The sequence below is a fragment of the candidate division WOR-3 bacterium genome, assembly GCA_016926475.1.
Taxonomy (GTDB): domain Bacteria; phylum SDB-A; class SDB-A; order SDB-A; family SDB-A; genus JAFGIG01.
The window spans coordinates 1-18,869 of sequence record JAFGON010000004.1; the positions used below are offsets into that span (position 1 = coordinate 1).

At 43.8% G+C, this 18,869-nt stretch carries 19 protein-coding genes; 11 read left to right on the top strand and 8 right to left on the bottom strand.

Annotated elements, in window-relative coordinates; all coding sequences use genetic code 11:
* Both JXA84_00185 and JXA84_00190 read left to right on the top strand, forming a co-directional pair.
* A partial coding sequence (locus tag JXA84_00185) for a DegT/DnrJ/EryC1/StrS family aminotransferase (protein ID MBN1149621.1) occupies positions 1-1,149 on the top strand: 1,149 nt, incomplete at its 5' end.
* Position 1,150: 1 nt separating this feature from the next.
* Positions 1,151-2,128, top strand: a complete 978-nt coding sequence (locus JXA84_00190; GenBank protein ID MBN1149622.1) for a response regulator — start codon at positions 1,151-1,153, stop codon at positions 2,126-2,128.
* A gap of 3 nt (positions 2,129-2,131) precedes the next feature.
* On the opposite strand, the gene JXA84_00195 is transcribed toward JXA84_00190, so the two are convergent.
* Genes JXA84_00195 through JXA84_00225 form a run of 7 tightly spaced genes read right to left on the bottom strand, consistent with a single transcriptional unit; the run spans position 2,132 to position 10,100 of the window.
* On the bottom strand, positions 2,132-2,776 hold the full coding sequence (locus JXA84_00195; protein ID MBN1149623.1) for a hypothetical protein: 645 nt from the start codon (positions 2,774-2,776) through the stop codon (positions 2,132-2,134).
* Positions 2,773-3,771, bottom strand: a complete 999-nt coding sequence (locus JXA84_00200; protein MBN1149624.1) for a hypothetical protein — start codon at positions 3,769-3,771, stop codon at positions 2,773-2,775. Before JXA84_00200 ends, JXA84_00195 begins: the two co-directional genes overlap by 4 nt.
* A complete protein-coding gene (locus JXA84_00205) occupies positions 3,764-5,182 on the bottom strand; it encodes a glycosyltransferase (GenBank protein ID MBN1149625.1) in 1,419 nt (472 codons plus the stop codon). The genes JXA84_00200 and JXA84_00205 overlap by 8 nt, the downstream gene beginning before the upstream one ends.
* Before the next feature lies 1 nt (position 5,183).
* On the bottom strand, positions 5,184-7,343 hold the full coding sequence (locus JXA84_00210) for a transglycosylase SLT domain-containing protein (protein MBN1149626.1): 2,160 nt from the start codon (positions 7,341-7,343) through the stop codon (positions 5,184-5,186).
* Between the two features lie 10 nt (positions 7,344-7,353).
* Entirely contained in the window at positions 7,354-8,685 is a 1,332-nt protein-coding gene (locus JXA84_00215) for a SpoIID/LytB domain-containing protein (protein ID MBN1149627.1), read from the bottom strand.
* Positions 8,686-9,597, bottom strand: coding sequence for an LD-carboxypeptidase (locus JXA84_00220; GenBank protein MBN1149628.1), 912 nt, complete (start codon positions 9,595-9,597; stop codon positions 8,686-8,688).
* Between the two features lie 50 nt (positions 9,598-9,647).
* Positions 9,648-10,100 carry a hypothetical protein gene (locus JXA84_00225; protein ID MBN1149629.1) on the bottom strand — a complete coding sequence of 151 codons (453 nt, stop codon included), beginning with the start codon at positions 10,098-10,100 and terminating at the stop codon, positions 9,648-9,650.
* A 243-nt stretch (positions 10,101-10,343) separates the two neighbouring features.
* Here JXA84_00225 and JXA84_00230 point away from each other — a divergent pair, with 243 nt between their 5' ends.
* The 9 genes from JXA84_00230 (at position 10,344) to JXA84_00270 (ending at position 17,869) form a co-directional block, all read left to right on the top strand.
* Positions 10,344-10,529 carry a helix-turn-helix domain-containing protein gene (locus tag JXA84_00230; protein ID MBN1149630.1) on the top strand — a complete coding sequence of 62 codons (186 nt, stop codon included), beginning with the start codon at positions 10,344-10,346 and terminating at the stop codon, positions 10,527-10,529.
* Positions 10,530-10,542: 13 nt separating this feature from the next.
* A complete protein-coding gene (gene pilM, locus JXA84_00235; GenBank protein MBN1149631.1) occupies positions 10,543-11,565 on the top strand; it encodes a type IV pilus assembly protein PilM in 1,023 nt (340 codons plus the stop codon).
* Positions 11,566-11,587: 22 nt separating this feature from the next.
* A complete protein-coding gene (locus JXA84_00240) occupies positions 11,588-12,202 on the top strand; it encodes a PilN domain-containing protein (protein ID MBN1149632.1) in 615 nt (204 codons plus the stop codon).
* Positions 12,199-12,786 carry a type 4a pilus biogenesis protein PilO gene (gene pilO / locus JXA84_00245; GenBank protein MBN1149633.1) on the top strand — a complete coding sequence of 196 codons (588 nt, stop codon included), beginning with the start codon at positions 12,199-12,201 and terminating at the stop codon, positions 12,784-12,786. Before JXA84_00240 ends, pilO begins: the two co-directional genes overlap by 4 nt.
* Positions 12,787-12,802: 16 nt before the next feature.
* Positions 12,803-13,339: a hypothetical protein gene (locus JXA84_00250; protein MBN1149634.1), complete on the top strand. Its 537-nt coding sequence runs from the start codon at positions 12,803-12,805 to the stop codon at positions 13,337-13,339.
* Positions 13,336-14,973, top strand: a complete 1,638-nt coding sequence (locus JXA84_00255; protein ID MBN1149635.1) for an AMIN domain-containing protein — start codon at positions 13,336-13,338, stop codon at positions 14,971-14,973. The genes JXA84_00250 and JXA84_00255 overlap by 4 nt, the downstream gene beginning before the upstream one ends.
* Positions 14,974-15,066: 93 nt before the next feature.
* Positions 15,067-15,951, top strand: a complete 885-nt coding sequence (locus JXA84_00260) for a L,D-transpeptidase (protein ID MBN1149636.1) — start codon at positions 15,067-15,069, stop codon at positions 15,949-15,951.
* A gap of 12 nt (positions 15,952-15,963) precedes the next feature.
* The gene (locus tag JXA84_00265) at positions 15,964-16,539 is read left to right on the top strand and encodes a penicillin-binding protein activator LpoB (protein MBN1149637.1); all 576 of its coding nucleotides are present in this window, start codon (positions 15,964-15,966) and stop codon (positions 16,537-16,539) included.
* 22 nt (positions 16,540-16,561) lie between these two features.
* Entirely contained in the window at positions 16,562-17,869 is a 1,308-nt protein-coding gene (locus JXA84_00270) for a hypothetical protein (GenBank protein MBN1149638.1), read from the top strand.
* Here the strand turns inward: JXA84_00270 and JXA84_00275 are convergent.
* On the bottom strand, positions 17,866-18,759 hold the full coding sequence (locus tag JXA84_00275; GenBank protein MBN1149639.1) for an MBL fold metallo-hydrolase: 894 nt from the start codon (positions 18,757-18,759) through the stop codon (positions 17,866-17,868). The genes JXA84_00270 and JXA84_00275 overlap by 4 nt on opposite strands.
* Positions 18,760-18,869 lie beyond the last annotated feature (110 nt).

The following is an 18,869-nucleotide window of genomic DNA, read 5'->3' on the forward strand; positions in this document are numbered from 1 at the left end:
AACAGAGTTCTCGAAAGCGGTAAATGGGGATCAATAAACGGAAACTTCGTCAGAGAATTCGAAAAAAAATATTGCGATTTCAGCAACATCGACCATGGAGTAGCGGTTGTCAACGGATCTATTGCCCTTTATCTCGCTTTAAAATCCTGCGGAATAGGACCTGGCGACGAAGTTATAGTGCCAGCTTACACTTTTATAGCTTCAGCTTCATCTGTTCTCGACGCGCTCGCCAAACCTGTTTTCGCAGACATAGACCCGACAACTTTAAACATCGACCCATCTTCCGTAGAAGATAAAATTAGCCCAGACACGCGTGCGATAATGCCGGTGCATTTTGCAGGCAGACAGGCGGATATGGTAAGAATCCATAAAATAGCAGAAAAACACAACCTGCGTGTTATTGAAGACGCATGCCAGGCATGGGGAAGTTCTTATTCGGGGCATACCACTGGGTCTCTCAGCGACGCGGCTTGCTTCAGTTTTCAATCTTCCAAAAACATATCGTCAGGCGAAGGGGGCATGATAATAACAAAATCCCAGGAAATCTTCTCAACCGCAAGAAGCCTGGGAAATTGCGGCAGGAGTGAAACTGGACTCTGGTACGCTCATTACAATTACGGAGGTAATTACAGGATGACCGAATTTCAGGCCGCGATTTTGTCGGCCCAGCTCAGCAGGTATCCTGAACTCCACGCTAAAAGGCAAGCCAACGCTTTTGAACTTCAAAAAAGGATAAAAGATATAGAGGGATACAAAACTCTATCCCCTCTCGAAAAGGATTCAGTATCTTCTTGGCATATCTTTCCTTTTTCCATCGACATAAAAGCCTGGCATGGACTGACAAAGGGAGAAATTGTAGACGCCGTCAGAGCGGAAGGAATTCCTTTAAGCGCAGGTTATTCACTTCCTGTCTACAGACAACCTGTTTTTCTCGATAAAAACTTCGGCCCTGGAGGAGGTCCGACTTCTTTTTACAAGACGCCTTTTCCCGATTTTGAGTTGTATTCACTGCCCAACACCGAAAGGGCTTGTTTTGAAGAAACGCTATGGATCACTCAAAATGCCCTTTTATCCGAAAAAAAGATGATTGATCGGATTGTTGAAGCACTGGTAAAAGTTTTTGAATTCAAGGATGAGATGAGAAGTTAAAATGCAAGAAAAACAGACGGTGCTTCTTGTAGACGACAATGAATTGATATTGCGAACCATTACCTTGTCCCTCTCAGGCGAGGATTATTCCATTTTGACTGCTTTAAACGGCAGGGAAGCTTACGATATCGCGATTAAAGAAAAACCGTCTCTTGTAATAACTGATCTGACTATGCCGGAGATGAACGGGATAGATCTGTGCAAAAAATTGAAATCCACGGAAGAAACCAAGTTCATACCGGTGCTCGTGATAACCGCTTACGACGCCCTTGTAGAAAGGCTCAAAGCCATAAAAGCCGGAGCCGATGAATTCCTTTCCAAACCTTTCAACCCTCTTGAACTCAAAGTCAGAATTAAATCTTTCCTCAAATTCAAGGAAGTTCTCGACAAACTTGAAGACGTTTCAATGGTAATCGCTTCCCTCGCAAAAGCCATTGACGCGAGAGATTCTTACACCCAGGGCCACAACGCGAGGGTGTCTTTTGTATCCCAAAAAATCGCTGATTATTTCGACCTTTCGAAGACGACCAAAAGCGAAATGAAAGAAGCCGGCCTTCTTCATGACATTGGAAAAATCGGTATAGCGGAGCGTATTTTACAGAAACCCGGAAGCTTGGATGCAAAAGAACGTGAAATCATAGAAACCCATCCGGTGATAGGGGAAGAAATTCTCAAACCTCTAAAATTTACCCCTGTTTTCAGGGCAATTATCAGGTCTCATCACGAGAAGCTCAATGGATCAGGTTATCCAGACGCTTTAAAAGGGGATCAAATATCCTTTCCTGTCAGAATAATATCCATATCGGACGTTTTCGACGCTCTTTCAACGACAAGACCTTACAGGAAAGCTCTGACTACAGAACAGGTTTTAGAAGCCATAAAAAAAGAGGTCCAAATGGGATTTTGGGATGTCGAGGTTTTCAAAGCTCTTGAAAAAATCGCTTTCGAAGAGGAAATCAAATCAGTTTATCTTCCTTAGACTCTATCTGAAATAAAACGACGCCTCAAAAATATCTCCGTGAAGATTTGTCTCCCGCAGTTTTCCCCTTCCGTCTGACTTCCAATCAATCGTGAATTCTTCGCCTTCAATATCCAAAACAGACAGCGCTTCAGTTTTATCTACTATTAGAATCGCGTACAGAGTGTTTTTGAAAATGATGAAGACTCTCTCTTCCCTAACTTCGACTGTCTCTCCCGGAGCAAATCCCACACAAAGAGCAAAAAGGAGGTCTCCAAACGGAATTATCGGATCGTATTCATTTTGGGTCCAGCTCCTGTAATCACTCCACTGTCCGCTTTCGTCGATCCAATGCACTTCGAGTGAATCAAAAGATTTTCTGGCTTTAAAAATTGGAACACCGAAAGGACCCGAGATGTTTATCGCCCACAGAGAATCTTCGACATTGTGAATAATAGCGAAATCGCCGTTCATGTCTCCGTAAGACGAGTTCAAATTGACTATTCCTCTCCAAGATGAATCCGGCGCATCTGAAAATTGAATGGCATCACAAGCATCTTGATCTTCTTGCGAAACATGGTTCGTGTATTCTTTTCTTATAGAAGAGCAGCCGCTTGGAACCACAGAAAAAACAACCGAACAATACAGTGCGTAAAGAAAATGTTTCATTGTAGACCTTCATTTTTTATAAGCCAAAGATAACCCTTGGGAATCTGCATTGCGTGGCTCACCAAGATCAGTTGGCCATAGACGGAAACCTTCTCCGCGGGTGAAGATTCTTCGCAGTAAGCCGCAAGGTCTCCATTTTTGTCGTAAACTTTCAAACCCTTGACATCACAGGCTACATATACGAAATCACCCGACAATTCGACGTCAAACGCGGAGATTCCATTTACGGCTTTTAAAAGCTTACCTCTTTCTTCCTCTTTCAGACCGTAAATCAAGAGCCCGTCGTTCTCGGCGGCGATAAACAGTTTTTCACCGTCGCTCGCAATGCCCGCGATTCCTGAAAGATTCTCGATAGTAAAGGCAAGCTCCCCCTTTTCGAAGACACATACGCTTTTTGTGTCCCAAAGTCCCGCGAAGATAAAATCGCCGGCAGTCAAAACGTGAGAAACACTCCCTTCGCATCGCATGCTGTCCGTCAGAGAGTATGAGAATGCGCTTCCGATGGAGTTTCTCTTGTGAAAACACAGGACGCCCCTCTCTCCACAGGCGCAATATAAGTCATCTCCGTGAGAGCAGGCATCAAAAAACACGGTGTTGGTATCTTGGGTGGTCACTCTCCCAACCGCTTCGAACCCCTCCCTTTTCTCCACCAAAAGAATTCCCTGAATTCCCTCTACCACCAAAAAAATCCCCTCAGAATATTTTATATCTCGAACAAAATATTTCTCTCGTATCAAATAGCCTCTATCCGTCAAAAAAAGTGTGTCTTCAAAAGTCCATTCGTATCCGAAAAGCGTCTGTTTCGAAAGAGCGTCAAAAGCCGCTAAAAAATTGTTGGGTCCAGAAGCGACAGAAGTGCAAGTTCCTATCAGACTGTCAACTACAAAAAGTTTCCTCGGATTTGCAACGGTTCCAGAAACACTTTCAGACGGCGAACAAGAAAGGCCGACAAGAAAAAATATGAAAATTGCCTTGTTCAGAACAAATCTATTCATTTTCAGATCCCCCTATGATTTCTTTTCTCCTTTTATAGGCGTTAAGCCTCGCTTGATTCTTCGCGTTCAGTTTGAAAATTTCGCTTCTTAGGACATCGCTGTTGCCGGGATGTCTTCTGTAATGATAGAGAACTTCGCGTACTCTTTTCAGCCTGTACTTTTCGGTCACTTTCAAAACCATGTCGTAGTCTTCTCCGTAATCGCAAAAATCGCCTTCGTCGAAATAACCCATCTCTTCTATCGCCGATTTTCTCCAAACTCTCACAGCGCCTGCTCCGTCAACTCTCAGAATGTTGTTGACAGAATATTCTTCGTGCCTGACGACTCCCATCTCATTCAAAACATTCCCATCACAGTCTATAAGGTCGTAATAACTGACTGCCAGTCCGGCGGTTAAGTCAGATTTCAGGGCTTTGATCATAAGTCGCAACGTCGAAGGGGAATACAAATCATCAGAATCGAGTTGAGCGATGAACTGCCCCCTCGCTTTTTTAACTCCTAGATTAAGAGCTTTTGCGATTCTGTTGTCATCCCTTCTGAAGACTCTTATTCTAGGATCTTTTTGAGACAGTTCTAACGCGGTTTCATAGGTTCGGTCATCAGAAGCGTTGTCTACGACAATAAGTTCCCATTCTTTTGTATCCTGCTCGAGCACGCTCGAGACAGCCGATTTGAGAAAATCCGCTCTGTTGTGCACTGGAATGACAACACTCACCGTCACATCACAGGCTTCTTCGGCTCTCTTGGAAGCAGTCTTCCTGGGCTCTTCGTAAAAATAGACTCCCTGCCGAACGAGAAAATTCATGAAGCATTTCTCAATTTGCTCTTTTTGACTGTCGCTGTAGTAAAGATAGCTGAATCCGCCGTATTCACCCTGTGAAGGGAAAAATAGTTTGTCTTTAATGGAATTTTTTCTTTCGACCGTTTCAAAGGAATACATCGCCTCCGGAATCCTCACAATGTCCCTTTTTCCCCAAAATTTCAAATGCATGTCGTAATTGAAAGATTGGGGAAGATTTTCGTCAAATAAATTCTCCTCCATAACGAATGATTTTCTGTATATTCTGAGCTTTCCGAAATTCCATCTTTCTGTCCAATCCCCGTTGTAATCCAAGAGAGCGGTCTTTTTCCCATCGCATGAGCAGTAATCGCTGTAAAAAATACCCGCGTTCTCCTTGTCGGGGCTGAATTTTTTTAAAATCCCTGCGGCTTCTCTCTTGATTTGAACTCCTGGAACAACAACGGTGAAAAATTCTCCTTTTAGGCCGGGTAAAACTCTGTTCAACGCTTCAGGTCCGTAATCCTCTGAAAACAATATTTCAGAATTTTTGGATGTTTTTACGCAGTCCAAGATGCATCTGTGCTCTTTTGACTTTTCAAGAGTTCTGGCCAAGATGAAACTCAAAAGCATGCTAAAACGTTCTCCTGTCTATTTTATCGTAGATCCAAGCCGCAGTGAGGACTTTTGGGACGTATGCTCTGGTTTCAGAAAACCCGATGTTTGAAATATACTCGTCTTCTCCTCCCTCGCAAATCCATTTTTTCGCGTTTCCGGGACCCGCGTTATACGCGGCAAGAGCGATATAAATTTTCCCGAAATAATGGAGCTGATCCGAAAGGTATTTAGAACCAAGCCTAAGATTGTGATCCGGATGAGTAAGGTCAAATGAGTTCATGCCTATCGACGACGCAACGTAATTAGCTGTCGCGGGCATCAGCTGAGCCAACCCAACCGCTCCTGCCCAGGACCTGATTTCATTGTCGAAAAGACTTTCGGTTCTAACAAGCCCCTGCAGAACAGTCGTTTTCAAGGAGAAAACTTTCGCTGCATTTTCAATCGACAGCCTGAAAGCTTGGGGATACAAAAGAAAAAAAAGGTCTGAAGGGCAGCTTTCCCTGAAATGGCTTTTGACGGACGAGGCCAAGACGATTGCTTTGAACCTGTCAAGCCCTTGATCCGCGGTCTTAGACATCAAAAATTTTTCTCTCGGATTTGGATTTTCGATAGCGTCAAGTTCTTTCCTCGCCCAATCCCGCAGGCCAAAAGCGTAGAGATGCCTGGCTCTTTCACAGGATTCAATAGCTTCTGCGCTCAAGCTGAAATCGGAAAATACATCATCGGTTCCGTTGAGAAAATCAAGGTGCAGCGAAGCGCTGAAAGATCTCGATTCAGAGAGTTTGATCTCAGACCTCCGTGCGTAGTCGTCCATCGGCAAAAAAGAGCATATTTTAATAAAGACGTTATTTGCCTGATCAGATTCCATACTCAGGGCAGTCGAATAGACAAGGGACACATTTCTCTCGCCAACGGGTAGTTCGAGAACGTATTTTTCAAATTCAGCTTTCTCTTCATCGTCAAGTATTTCTAAAAGCATTTCGGCAGCTTTGGGAATCATATCGTTTGAATGAGGCGACTCGAGAACAGATCTCAGCAGACCTATCGCTTCCGTTCTGCGGCCATTTTTTATTTTTAATTCAGCTAAAAAGAAAAGCGCGTCATCGTATAAATTACCTGAATTAAACTCTCTGATGAAATCCGACCATACCCGTTCTTCTTCCGTTTCATTTCCTGTAGACCTATAGCAAAGCCCGAGGTTGTACAAGGCGTTTCTCCTGTTGTTTCCAGAAGAAGCTCTTTCAAGATAAACCACTGCAGTAGAGTATTTTGAGAGCTTTCTCAGAGCCCTGCCCATCAAAAGAGAAGCTTCCAAGTTTCCCGGATGAGATTCCAAAAATGTCTCGAGCAAATCGACTATCTTTTCGTATTTTCTCGATTTCTCGAAAGCGCGAGCCAAAGCGACGGTGTCCGCTTTTCCCAGTTCGATCAACATAGACCAAGCAGTGTCGATTACCTCTCCCGAAGATGAAAGGAGTTCATTCAAATTCGTTATCGCTTCATCCGTATCACCTACAGACAAAAATATTCTCGCCGCCAAGAGCTTTTCGCTTTGGTCGAAGTCGGCGGCTCTCAAATGTTCGACAGCTAAACCCCTCTCGCCTCTTGACAGATAGACTCGAGAAAGATTTTTGGAAACATCAGAATTCAGAATGGATTTGTATTTGTCGCAAAAATCTTCTCCGAGTTCAATCGCCGAAACGGTGTCACCTGTCTGTAAAAGGGATAAAAAAACAAAATAGTCTGAATAATCCTCTAAAACGCGGGGTGTTTTTCCCGAAGACATCGATTTTCTGAACATATCCAGTGCGACTTTGAAGTCGTTCTTTTCAAACGCCTGAACTGCACGAGCGAAATCATCGTAACTAAACATGAAGTTGTTGTCATATCTGTACAATGGTCCGGCTATTTCTACTGGAATGGAATTTTTATCCGCGATTTTCCTCGCCCAAAAAAGACTGCTGTCAATAGCGTTCATAGAAAAATAAATTCTAGTTGCCGAGATACAGTACTCTGGAGAAGCCCTGTCAAATTCGTTTACGTAAGACAGAAGATCTCTCGCCAGAAGCACATCACCTTTTTGAAGTGCTATTTCAATTTCCCTGATATCAGATCCAAACAAAACTCCTGAAGACAAAGCTGAAGACAACAACAAAACCGAACAGATTTTCTCCATATTAATCCCCTTATTTCAGGAGAGGGGGTTTCCCTTTGCAATCCTGGGGCCCGTCTCCTGTCGCTCCATGGATGCACCTTTTCAACTCATAACAATTCGCTTTTTCGTAGCAAGGTCTCTTTTCAGTCCATTTTTTTTCGTAAAATTCTTTAAAACTGTAAAGTTTGGCTACGCGGCAACCTGGAAAATAGTGCTTTAAAATACTCTTGGGGTCAAACCCTTTTTCAGCGAGGGTCATCGCTCCTATCTGACACATTCCAACTCCATGCCCCCAACCGGCTCCTTTGCATACCCAATGGTCTTTATAGTCTTTTAAATAAAACGAGGCTGAAGGCAATGTGTCAGCTGAAAGTGCTTTTCTTATGTTCAACTCACCTTTCACTAAACATTTGCCGATTTTTCCCGTAAATTCAATCTCGGTGACCCTGAAAGAAGATGTGATCTTTTTTGGCGCTGCAGACACTATTTCTCCGATATCAAAACCTAATTTCAAAAGGTTGTCAGACACCGCTTTTTTTGACACTGTCCTTTCCCACCGATAATAATCTTTGGAATATGAGAACTCTTCGGGTTTATAGTGAGCAGGCGAACATAACGCCTCGTGAAAATCGCTGTTGACGTATTCTTCAATTCTCTCAAAACAGACCGTTGACTCCAGACAATCGTATTTTCCAGGCATGTAAGGATGCGGAACTTCTTCGGTCCAAGCGTCTTTGAATTCAGCTGTTATGCCTCCGCATATTTTAGAAAATCTGCAGTCGGCAATTTTATTTTCAAACAGCAGAAACTCACCTGCCGTTTCGGACACCGCTTTGATTATCTTTTCATTTTCCCGCAGGACACCCCTGTAATCTTGGCAGTGATCGTCTGCGCAGAGATGAAAATTTTCTTTACTGTGCAGTTTTTTTGACATGCTGAAAGCTGAGGATCTCGCCAGTATTGCTTGGACTTTTAAAAATTCAAGGGAGCATTGTGATTTCATTTCCGAACCGACCACCGACACGATATAGTGTTCAAATGGCAATTCATTGACGAGGACAAGCCCCTGCGGTGTCGATAAGACCTCGATTATACCCCGAAACGCGTGGTCTTCCGTATGTTCCCAGTGAAATGTACCTCCTACGGTTATTCCCCTTACGACCGTCAGGGAGCCTCTTATCCTCAGGGGAGACGGAAAAGTTCTTCCATCGGAATAAATATCATCGCCGGATTTTCTGAACATAAAATCACCTAAAAAACCTTCTTCGGATTTTTCGACAAAAGAGAGTAAAACTTCCGTTTTGGGACCGTCTACTTTCACCCTTATCAGATTTCTCTTTATCTTTTCGCTGTCATCACCCAACTAAACCTCCACGGCTTTCTCAAGAAACTCCAACGTGCCGAGTTTAGAATCCAAACGAACTCTCAACCCGAGCGGAAGGGTTATCTTATTTTTTATATGTCCAAAATCCGCTCCAACGACAACAGGGCATTTCAAAACAGACAGTCTCTCCGCGACAACTTCTTCGCATGAAGGCGGTTGCTCGGGACAAGAAGCGAACCTACCCACCAAAACGCCTTTCACTCCCTCGAATTTCCCCGCGGATAAAAGATGGGTGAGAATCCTGTCTATTCTGTAAGGTGATTCACCTGTGTCTTCGAAAGCAAGAATTTTACCCCGTGAATCGAATTCATACTTGGTTTTCAAAGATGTCTGCAGCAACGAAAGACATCCTCCCGTCAATTCCCCTTCAGCAACGCCTTCAATCAAGCCTCTCCATCCTTCAGGAAATTTGTGTATGCCCATATCATCTCCGGAAGCCAGTTTTATGAGGAATTCAAAAGAAAAATCTGAAGTCAAATCAGAGAAATCAGGGGACAGCATCGGTCCGTAAAAATTGATCATACCTTTTTTGAGCAATATCAGTGATATTACCGTTAAATCAGAAAATCCGCAGAAAATACCGTCGAAACTATCGACCTCTTTGGCTGAAATTATTTCCTGAGCTATTCTCGTACAACCATATCCTCCTCTTATTCCCATGATCATTCCGGCGGATTTATCTCTGAAAGCCAGGATCAATTCTTTTTTTCTCTGTTTATCAGATCCCGACAAATACCAAGAATTCTCCCGGAAGTTGTACGTTTTCACTTCGAAACCTTTACCCGAGAAAAAATTTACCGCGTTTGCGAACCTTTCTTTATCCTTCAGCGGCCCCGCAGGAAGAACGGGGACAATGAGAGGTCTTTTAGAAATTGACAGGGGTTTTTTCATTTAGCAAAAAAGAGCGGGTGACCGCTCTTTTTTCCGGTGAAAAACATCTTTTAGTTCGTAAGAGTTACGCTCACTTTCGTTTCACAGTCCCAGTTTTTTTCATACCCATAAGCGTCCTCTCCTGAGATTCGTATAGACAAATACAATTGTTCGGTTGGATTTGCCGTCATGTAGAGGAATGCTTCGGCCGTGGGCACCGGATAAGAATTTATGACCGTTTTTTCTTCTCCTGAGGGTATGCTGACGTCTATGTATCTTGTTATGTCATTGACACCGGTTATTGAAGAACCGTCATTTTTCCTGAATCTGAATTCGACTTTTTTTGCCCTTGCATCTACGTCGTTTACTACGTCGACCGTCACCGAAATTGGGGAACTGGTAGTATCAACCAAAAATATTTCAGGGTTTACATCTTTGATTACGACTTCAGGAGTTGACACCATTTTACCGCAACCGATGCCAAAAAGAGCCATAAAAATTACGCCTGTATAAAATCTGAGCATCAATACCTCCTTTTTTTCTGATCTAATTATAATACTTTCGTATAATTTTTTCAAGCTCTTTATAACAATATATAATTGTTAATATTATCGTATTACTATAACAATTTCTATTTACATAACTACTTATCTATCTATTTAAATATCCACTTGACTTATTAGTGATTTTCTCTAATAATTTATGTATGTTAGGATACAAAAGTGCTCTTTTAGATAAAGTTATCTTCATTTACGAAAGGAGGATGTATGGTGATTTCTCCTCGAGAAGTTGATCCCAACAAATTCTATACAGTAGAAGAAGTCGCTGTTTTCCTTGATATTTCTGAGCAGACAGTGAGAAAGCATCTAAGGGTCAATCTGCTCAAAGGCAAAAAGATTGGAAGGCGTTGGCATATCAAAGGGGCTGTCATCAGAAAATTCATAGAAGGTTAGGCAGGAGGAGGAAATGGCGAAAAAGGGAATAGGCGTAGATATAGGGTCGAGTTCGATAAAAATAGTCGAACTCGCGAACATAAACAAAAAACCTTCACTTGTCAAATACGGGATAATTGAACTTCCCTCCGATGTAATAGTAGACAGTCACATTATGGACCCGCTTCTCATAACGGAAACTATACAGAAAATTATGGAAAGGGAGATGATAAAACCCGGAAAGGTCAACATAGGCCTTCAGGGAAGATCCATAATGGTAAAAAAAATCGAAACAGAGCTTATGAACGACAACGAATACGCGCATCAAGTCAGATTTGACGCTCAAAACAATTTCCCGTTTGATTTTGAAGACATTGACATAAGTCTTGATTTTCACGTGGTCGATAGAAACAAACAAGAAAAGAAAATGGATGTCCTCCTGGTTGCCGCTAAAACAGAGGGCATAGACCAGCAAATAGACCCTCTGTCGGAAAGCGGCATGAAAGTAAACGTCGTGGATTACAACTTGTTTGCCCTTCAAAACTGCTACGAGAAGACAAAAGGATCCATTGACTCCGATACTTTAGCTTTTGTCCACGTAGGCGCTGAATGGTTTTTGATGAGCATTGTTGAAGACGGAAAACCTCTGTTGGCAAGAGATTTGAATTCTCCCGGAACCCTCAAGATAATGCACCAGATAATGAGGAATCTCGGTGTATCGGAAGATGAGGCAAAAAAAGTTTTGAGAAACGAAACCCCTCCTCCCCCCGATCAACTGACAGCGGTCACGAATATTTACAACGATTTTATAAACGAAGTAGCCGATAATGTGTCAAAGCAAGAAGATTCTTCAAACAAAAAAATCAAGAAAATTGTAGTCTCGGGAGGCGGAGTTCTGGTGCCGAGGTTAAAGCAGGGCTTAGAAGAAATCTTGAAAAAACCCGTTGAGATATTCAACCCGTTTCACGAAATTAACACTCCCGACCATTACAGGGAAAAGCTCGAGACCGAAGGGCCGATTCTTTCCATAGCCGCCGGGCTCGCGATGAGAGGATAAAAACTAACTTGAGAGGTTTAATATGATAGAAGTAAATCTTCTCCGACAGAGGGCGATGAAGAAGAGGCCCAAGGCTCAAAAGGGGCCATCGGGCGGAGGCGGCGGAAATATAATCCCCGTCATCCTTGCCTTCATTGTCGTCCTGATTATTCTGCCGTTGGTTTTTTTATTTCAGCAGATGAGAATTAACTCAGTGAAAAACAGGACAAAACAAGTTCAGACCGACATTTCAAGGATGGCCGAAGAACTCGAAGCCAGAAGAGAAGCCCAAAAAACCCTTGAAGGGCTTCAAGAACAGGAAAGACTCCTCAGAGAAAGGATCACCATTATAGCCTCGCTGAATTCAGGCCGGACCGCTTACGCTCACCTCCTGCAGGAAATTTCCGACAGGTTTCCGCAATATACTTGGATTTCATCCCTAACCGAGTCTGGAGGAGCGTTGACAATATCGGGGTTGACACTCTACGACGTCGTTCTCCCTCACCTTTGGGACGGCCTTGAAGAGTCTCCATACATCAACAACATTCAAATAGAAAATTGGTCTCTGTCGAGTATGAACGAGCAGACTGTCGTGTCTTTTGTTCTGACCGCAAGTTTACTTAAAACAACTTTGATTCAAAGTGGAGGCGAACAATGAACAACAGATTGCTCGCAGCTCTGATTTTTTTGCTCGGTGTAGTCGGCGCTATCTCCCTTTTCTTCTACATGCAGATGAACCCTCTTAAATCCGCCAACAACAAACTCAAGCAGCAATTGGAAGTAAAGAGAGCTTATGAGGATTCTCTCAGACAAGTAGTCGACGTAAGCGAGAAAATTGAGTACTACAAAGCTTTACTCAAAAGCATGGAAGGACTCCTCGCCAAAGCCGAAGCCATGGTTCCTAAAGAAGCTGACAGAAACGACATTTGCGCTTTGCTCATAGAACTCTCTCACCAGGCTAATGTAACGATTTTGTCTTCAACACCCTCGGTCCCCGTATCCTCCAACGATGGCACTGGTAGTTTCATGATTCCCGTCGCCTTGAACATAGAGGGCACCTACCAGACGCTCGGGAAATTTCTCGAATTTCTAGCCAACAACCAGCGCATACTTAAACTTTCTTCTCTATCAATAACGCCTTCGACGGTGAAAGAAGGTTTTATAAACGTTTCTCTTGTAGTTAACGCTTACTATCTGCCCGTCGGAGCGGCTCAAACTCAATCACCTGATCAATGGAATTAGAGGAAAGGTGGCAGATATGAAAAAGCTCACAATTTTTTTTCTTGTTTTGTCAGCCGCTTTCCTTACAGGCTGTAAAAACAAAGGCGACGTGATATCGGGGACCATTGGTCAAGCGGCTGAAGTCGTATCCAATGGTTCCTCGGTCAGGATTCAACAGAACACCGCAAATCCGGCCGATTCGGCGACGGAATTAGGAACGATGGGCAACCAGATCTCGACACAGGAAATTGAGCAGATGCTCGCAACGGAAGAATTTTATTTTACCGCTTCGAGGGACCCTTTTAACTCTCCTCTCTCCTCGCTTGAAAAATCGAATCTATTGAATCCACAGGAAGGTATTTTGGAAGGCGTCATATCAGGGCCAAGGGGTCTTCTCGCGATAATAAGAAGCACTGACGGCAAGCATTGGCTTCTTAGAAAAGGAGACAGGGTCAGCGGAGGAAACGTCGCTGAAATTACGCCTGAAGCTGTGACCTTTGTTCTCGAACATTATGGGCAAATATCAACAGTTATCATAAGACGTGAAAATTCAATAAATGGGGAGGAACAGTGAAGAAATGTTTTTTGACCTCCGTTTTATTGTTGTCAGCACTTTCATTTTTGTCGGCGTACAATATAAACGAAATCGAGATATCTCCGGCTTATTCCGGAGCCCAGATAGCGATTGGAACAGACAGGCTGGGCTCATACAGGGATTATCAGTCCGGGGACAACATCGTGATAGATTTCTACGGAGCGACAAACAATCTGAGGGCTGCAGCATTTCCCTACGTCGACCGAGGTCCTGTGGTCGGAATAGGAATAGCGGATTTCTCTTCGAGCGACATTATCAGGGTTGTCATCGAGACCAGCGGATTGAAAAGTTACAAGGTGTCCAGCTCCGGATCCAACCTAATCATCAACGTAGAACCCGTTGTGTCTTCAGGCAGTTTCAGCGTCTGGAGAGCGTCCGAGAGCATACAGAATCTCGAATACTCCGATTTTTCCTTCGGAGGGCTTCCTAGCGGATCGTTTGTTGGATCAGGCGGACTGATCAGCATGAACCTCGACCAGGCAGACATCACAACAGTCCTGAGGGCTATTGCGGATTACAGCGGAAGGGACATTATCGCCGCCCCCACGATAGCAGGCACTGTGACTTTGAGGCTTAACAACGTCACTTGGTGGCAAGCTCTTCAGGCTATATGCCATTCCCATGGATTGGGAATTTCAGAGGAAAATGGAATACTCCTCGTCGGAACACAGGGCGATTTCGACACATGGAGACAGGCTCAGGAGAGCGCGGAGAGGGTCATATACAGAGTCTACACACTTCAGTATTCCACCCCTTCCGAGGTCAGCGCGTCCATTTCTTCCATGATTTCCGAAAAAGGTTCGATTCTTCTGGACTTGAGAACAAATTCTGTGATCGTAAGCGACATTGAATCACGCCAATCTGCCATAAAAGACATGATAGACCTACTCGACAAACCGACACCCCAGGTTGAAATAGTCGCTAAAATCGTCGACATGAACATGGACGCCTCCAGGAGCCTGGGAATAAACTGGAGGGTATTAGGACTTGGAATATTCGATGAAAACGAAATACAATTTGGTGACACAAGTCAGACCTATGGCTCTGGTTTGATCAATTTGAGCTTCGGGCAAATTTACGATTACGCCCAAATTAATGCCAGTTTAGTAGCTATGGAGTCAAAAGGCGACGCGAAAACTATAGCAAGCCCGCACGTCACGGTCTTGGACAACAACCCGGCTTCAATCCTCGGCGGAAAGAGGTTCGGCGTCCCGGTCAGAGGCTCAGACGGTTCGGTGACAATACAGTTCTACGACGCCGGCACGAGGCTCGAAGTGACTCCCCACGTCAACGCCAACGACGAGATTACACTTGAAATAAGGACAGAACTCTCGGACGTCGACGTAGCTTCGGTTCAGGAGGGCAAGCCGATAATAACAACACATGAAGCTTCTACAAACCAGAGAGTGATGGACGGAGAGACGGTCGTCCTCGGCGGTTTCGTCACGGAATCGGAAAACCAAAACGAGAGCGGAATCCCGATTCTAAAGAGCATTCCGATAATCGGATGGCTTTTCAAAACGAGGAGCACATCTACAACCCAGCGTGAAGTCCTAATATTCATAACCCCTCACATCATCAGACCTCACTTGACACCTGCCACTATTCAGTAGTTTTTCTTTAGCCCGAAAAAGAGGGGTCCGTCCCCTCTTTTTTTTTTTCTCATTTCCCCTTGAAATCGGTTTGTTTTGCTGTTAAAAGCATTTATGGCATTGTTTTTTTATATTATGCTGATTTCCACAAACAGCGTCATGGTTGGTTTTTTTTCGAATTTAGACCCGACCCCATACATAAACACAGGTCAAATACTCTTTTTGCCCGACACGGTTTACGCCCATCAGAAAATATTTATCTCTCCCTATTTCATCGATTTCGCCAAAATAAAACTCTATTGCCACGGGCATGAAACTTCACCGGAAATAGATGAAATTTCAAGCACACTGAGTATTCCGGCTTTTCCGGACGACACCTCTAACATCGTGTTTGAAATCACCGGCGAATTCGCTTATCAGAGGGACACCGTGACAATTATATCAGAGAGGTGGCTGGAGTTCTTCCTCGACCCGGACCTGCAATTTTCGATATTGTGGGAAGGAGCAAGACCAATTACCTACTCTCTCATCTCCAGCGGCAGATCTCAATCACCAACTAGCGCCGCTCACACAAAGATTTTTGACAAAAAACCGAGTTCTGAATTCTACGACGGAGGTCTGATGAGATGGTGGATGTCGATTCAGAGGACCCACAACGTCAAAGTGATAACCGACAGCGGAGAAGAAAGGTTTTTTCCAGTTCTCGAAAACGGAACCCACGCGCCTCTTTCTGGAACTTACCACTTCGTAGGGAATCAAGCCAGCCACGGCTGCATCAGAAACCCATTGGCGAAAGTGTATTACGATATACTCGAAGTTGGAGACAGAGTTGAAATGCACTACCGAAATTCAGGAAACTCCTACAGACACGAAAGAATCAATCGTGCTTACAGGTATTTAAACTGGGACGCGCTCCTGGAAGTAGATTCCTCTTTGTCGAGGTACGTGGAAGATGCTAAACTTAGAATTTCAAAAGAGTTCGGTTTGAACAACCGATAAAAGGAGGAAAAAATGAAAAAAATCATTATACTGGGACTGGTCCTAATATTTACGTTCGCCTGTTCGTCGAGAAGGGTGACGAGAATTGACTCCGATCTCGTAACCGATGTCAGCGGAAGATGGAACGATACCGATTCAAGACTCGTAGCTGAAAAGATGATTTCCGAATGTCTCGGGAGCTCCTGGCTTGTCAACTATCATGACCGTTTCGGAGAAAAACCCACGGTAATTGTCGGTACCGTTCAGAACAGAAGCTACGAACATATAGACGCTACGACATTCATGAAAGACATAGAAAGAGAATTCGTCAACGATGGACAAATACGAATAGTAGCCTCGGTCTCCGAGAGAGAAGACCTGCGGGACGAGAGGTTTTCACAGCAAGGTTTCGCATCGCCGGAGACGAGAACCGCTCTGAGAAACGAATTCGGAGCCGATTACATGATGATGGGGACAATAACCTCGATTATTGACGAATCTTCAGATGTCAGGGTCGTTTATTACCAAGTGGATTTAGAACTCCTCGACATCGAGACAACTGAAAAGGTCTGGATGGCAACCGAAAAGATAAAAAAGATAATAGAATAATATTCCGGGCTAATTCTTACAAATGAAAATTTTCCCCATAATTTTACTGTTTTTTTTCTTGTTCTCGTGCTCTTCCAGCAGGGCTAGGTACGACGCGCTGAATAAGTTCTTGTATTCCGGAAACTACCCAAAAGCTATGGACATGTACGACAGTCTGGAAATCAAAGACGAAAATGCGATCTCTCTGGACTACGCGAACAGAGGGCTTCTGCTTCATCTGGCAGGCAGATACCAGGAGAGCAACAGTAATTTTGAAATTGCCGAAAGAGCTATGGACCGTTTTTTGAGGAGCAATTGGAAACAACAGATAACTTCATTTATAGTCAACGAATACACTCTCCCCTACCCTGGGGAAGATTACGAAAACGTGATGGTAAATTTCTACAAAATGTTCAATTACGTTCTCCTGAACCTGCCGGAAGACGCTCTCGTCGAATGCAGGAGGATAGACCTGAAACTGAATTTCCTGAAAGACATCTATGAGGGCAAGAATACCTACACAGACGACGCCTTTTCAAGATATATGGCAGGTATTCTCTATGAGAGCCAAAACCAATGGGATGATTGTTTTATTGAGTATTTCAAATCATACCAAATCTACAAAGCTTTATACTCCCAGAATTATCACACTCCATTGCCATCATCTCTTGCCGAAGCTTTGAAAAGAGCGGCTGTGAAAACAGGCAGGGAAAACGATGTTCCGGAACTTTTCAAAGATCGGTCCTATGAAGATTCCTATCCAGATACCGACTCGATCTGCGAATTTATTTTCATTCTCGAAGCGGGACAAATCCCATATAAGGAAGAAATGGTATCTTACGCGACAACCGAAGAAGGCAAAATACTCTCCGTGGCGCTTCCAGTTATGATCCCGTGCGAGACCGACGTCTTTGAGGGCGTGATGAGCACATCATATGGCGTTTCAAAAATTGAACTCGTTCAGAACTTAGGAGCTATAGCTTCTATCAGCCTTAAAGACCACGGCGGCAGAATACTTGTGAGAGCTGCCGCGAGAGCCGGTCTGAAATACCTGGCACAAGTAGCCGGAGAAAAAATCGGTGACGAAATAGCGGGTGAAGACGATTCTTGGGTAGGAAAACTATTTTCGGGTTTGATAGGAGCATTTTCGGCGGCGACAGAACACGCCGACTTGAGAGGGTGGGCACTTTTGCCAGACAAGATATTTTTGGGCAGAATATCTCTCTCCCCCGAAGACACTATCGTAAATATAACTGTTTACTCACTCGACAGGGGGCCTGCCTCGTTCAGCTACGAAGTAAAAAACAGACCAGGATCAATAATTTTCGCCAAAGAGAGGATTTGGTTTTAAAGGTAATATTCCGAACCTTCCCTCGCAGCGCTGGTTTCCGGAAAGATACTCTTCCCTTTCTTTTCCAACTCCTCGATTTTTTCATCGTCGTATTCAGGGTTCAAATGGAATAGTATCAGCTTTTTAACTTCAGCTCTCTTGGCTTGAGCAACGACATTTCCAAGAGATGAATGCCCGAAACCCTGGTGGTCTGGATAGTCTTCGTCAGAAAAATGGCAGTCGTGAACCAGCAGGTCTGATTGTTTGACGAAATCTCCTACTTTTCTGTCGCCTCCCTGATAGTTTTCGGTGTCGGTGACGTAGCAGAATGTCTTGCCTCGAAAAGAAATCTTATAAGAAAAGGATCCTCCCTTTGGATGAGAAAAGTTCTTATGAATGGACATAACGGCGTCGTTTTCTGAAATTTCAATCTTTTCGGACCTGTTTCTGACAATTATGACCTCTTGGGAATCAAGAGGAAAAATCAATACATCCCACTGGTTGACAGAATTCACGGTTATTTTCGCCGCTGCGTCTTCGATGAAAAATGCAGCCAGAGGCGCAGAAAACCAGGTATCTAATATGTCCCTTAGCTTTACGTCGAACAGGTCAGGTCCGAATATGTCGATTCTCTTACCTGTAATCCATATAGGCTTGAAAAAGGGCAGTCCCAGTATGTGGTCCTGGTGGGTATGGCTTAGAAAGAGCAGAATTCTATCGCATTTATCTTTTTGCAGTGATTTACCCAGTGGAATCAAGCCTGTTCCGGCGTCAAAGACAATTTTCCTTCCTCCTACGTTGACCTCGACACAAGAAGTATTACCTCCATAGACAGCATAATCACCTCCCGGAGTTGGATAACTTCCTCTCGCACCCCAAATTTTTACTCTGAAATCATTCTCGTTGGACAATGTTCACCTCCTCAAATATTCTATACTCTGTAACATACAAGTCAAATACATTGTTGACTTTTTTGATAATTACAAAAAGTGAAATCTTGACAGTTTAAGGTAAATTATAT

What these genes read in the sequence shown, in the direction of transcription:
- JXA84_00190 (MBN1149622.1), top strand. Translation starts at nt 1,151, where the DNA reads ATGCAAGAAAAACAGACGGTGCTTCTTGTAGACGACAATGAATTGATA.
- JXA84_00195 (MBN1149623.1), bottom strand. Translation starts at nt 2,776, where the DNA reads ATGAAACATTTTCTTTACGCACTGTATTGTTCGGTTGTTTTTTCTGTG.
- JXA84_00200 (MBN1149624.1), bottom strand. Translation starts at nt 3,771, where the DNA reads ATGAATAGATTTGTTCTGAACAAGGCAATTTTCATATTTTTTCTTGTC.
- JXA84_00205 (MBN1149625.1), bottom strand. Translation starts at nt 5,182, where the DNA reads ATGCTTTTGAGTTTCATCTTGGCCAGAACTCTTGAAAAGTCAAAAGAG.
- JXA84_00210 (MBN1149626.1), bottom strand. Translation starts at nt 7,343, where the DNA reads ATGGAGAAAATCTGTTCGGTTTTGTTGTTGTCTTCAGCTTTGTCTTCA.
- JXA84_00220 (MBN1149628.1), bottom strand. Translation starts at nt 9,597, where the DNA reads ATGAAAAAACCCCTGTCAATTTCTAAAAGACCTCTCATTGTCCCCGTT.
- JXA84_00225 (MBN1149629.1), bottom strand. Translation starts at nt 10,100, where the DNA reads ATGCTCAGATTTTATACAGGCGTAATTTTTATGGCTCTTTTTGGCATC.
- JXA84_00230 (MBN1149630.1), top strand. Translation starts at nt 10,344, where the DNA reads ATGGTGATTTCTCCTCGAGAAGTTGATCCCAACAAATTCTATACAGTA.
- pilM (MBN1149631.1), top strand. Translation starts at nt 10,543, where the DNA reads ATGGCGAAAAAGGGAATAGGCGTAGATATAGGGTCGAGTTCGATAAAA.
- JXA84_00240 (MBN1149632.1), top strand. Translation starts at nt 11,588, where the DNA reads ATGATAGAAGTAAATCTTCTCCGACAGAGGGCGATGAAGAAGAGGCCC.
- pilO (MBN1149633.1), top strand. Translation starts at nt 12,199, where the DNA reads ATGAACAACAGATTGCTCGCAGCTCTGATTTTTTTGCTCGGTGTAGTC.
- JXA84_00250 (MBN1149634.1), top strand. Translation starts at nt 12,803, where the DNA reads ATGAAAAAGCTCACAATTTTTTTTCTTGTTTTGTCAGCCGCTTTCCTT.
- JXA84_00260 (MBN1149636.1), top strand. Translation starts at nt 15,067, where the DNA reads ATGGCATTGTTTTTTTATATTATGCTGATTTCCACAAACAGCGTCATG.
- JXA84_00265 (MBN1149637.1), top strand. Translation starts at nt 15,964, where the DNA reads ATGAAAAAAATCATTATACTGGGACTGGTCCTAATATTTACGTTCGCC.
- JXA84_00270 (MBN1149638.1), top strand. Translation starts at nt 16,562, where the DNA reads ATGAAAATTTTCCCCATAATTTTACTGTTTTTTTTCTTGTTCTCGTGC.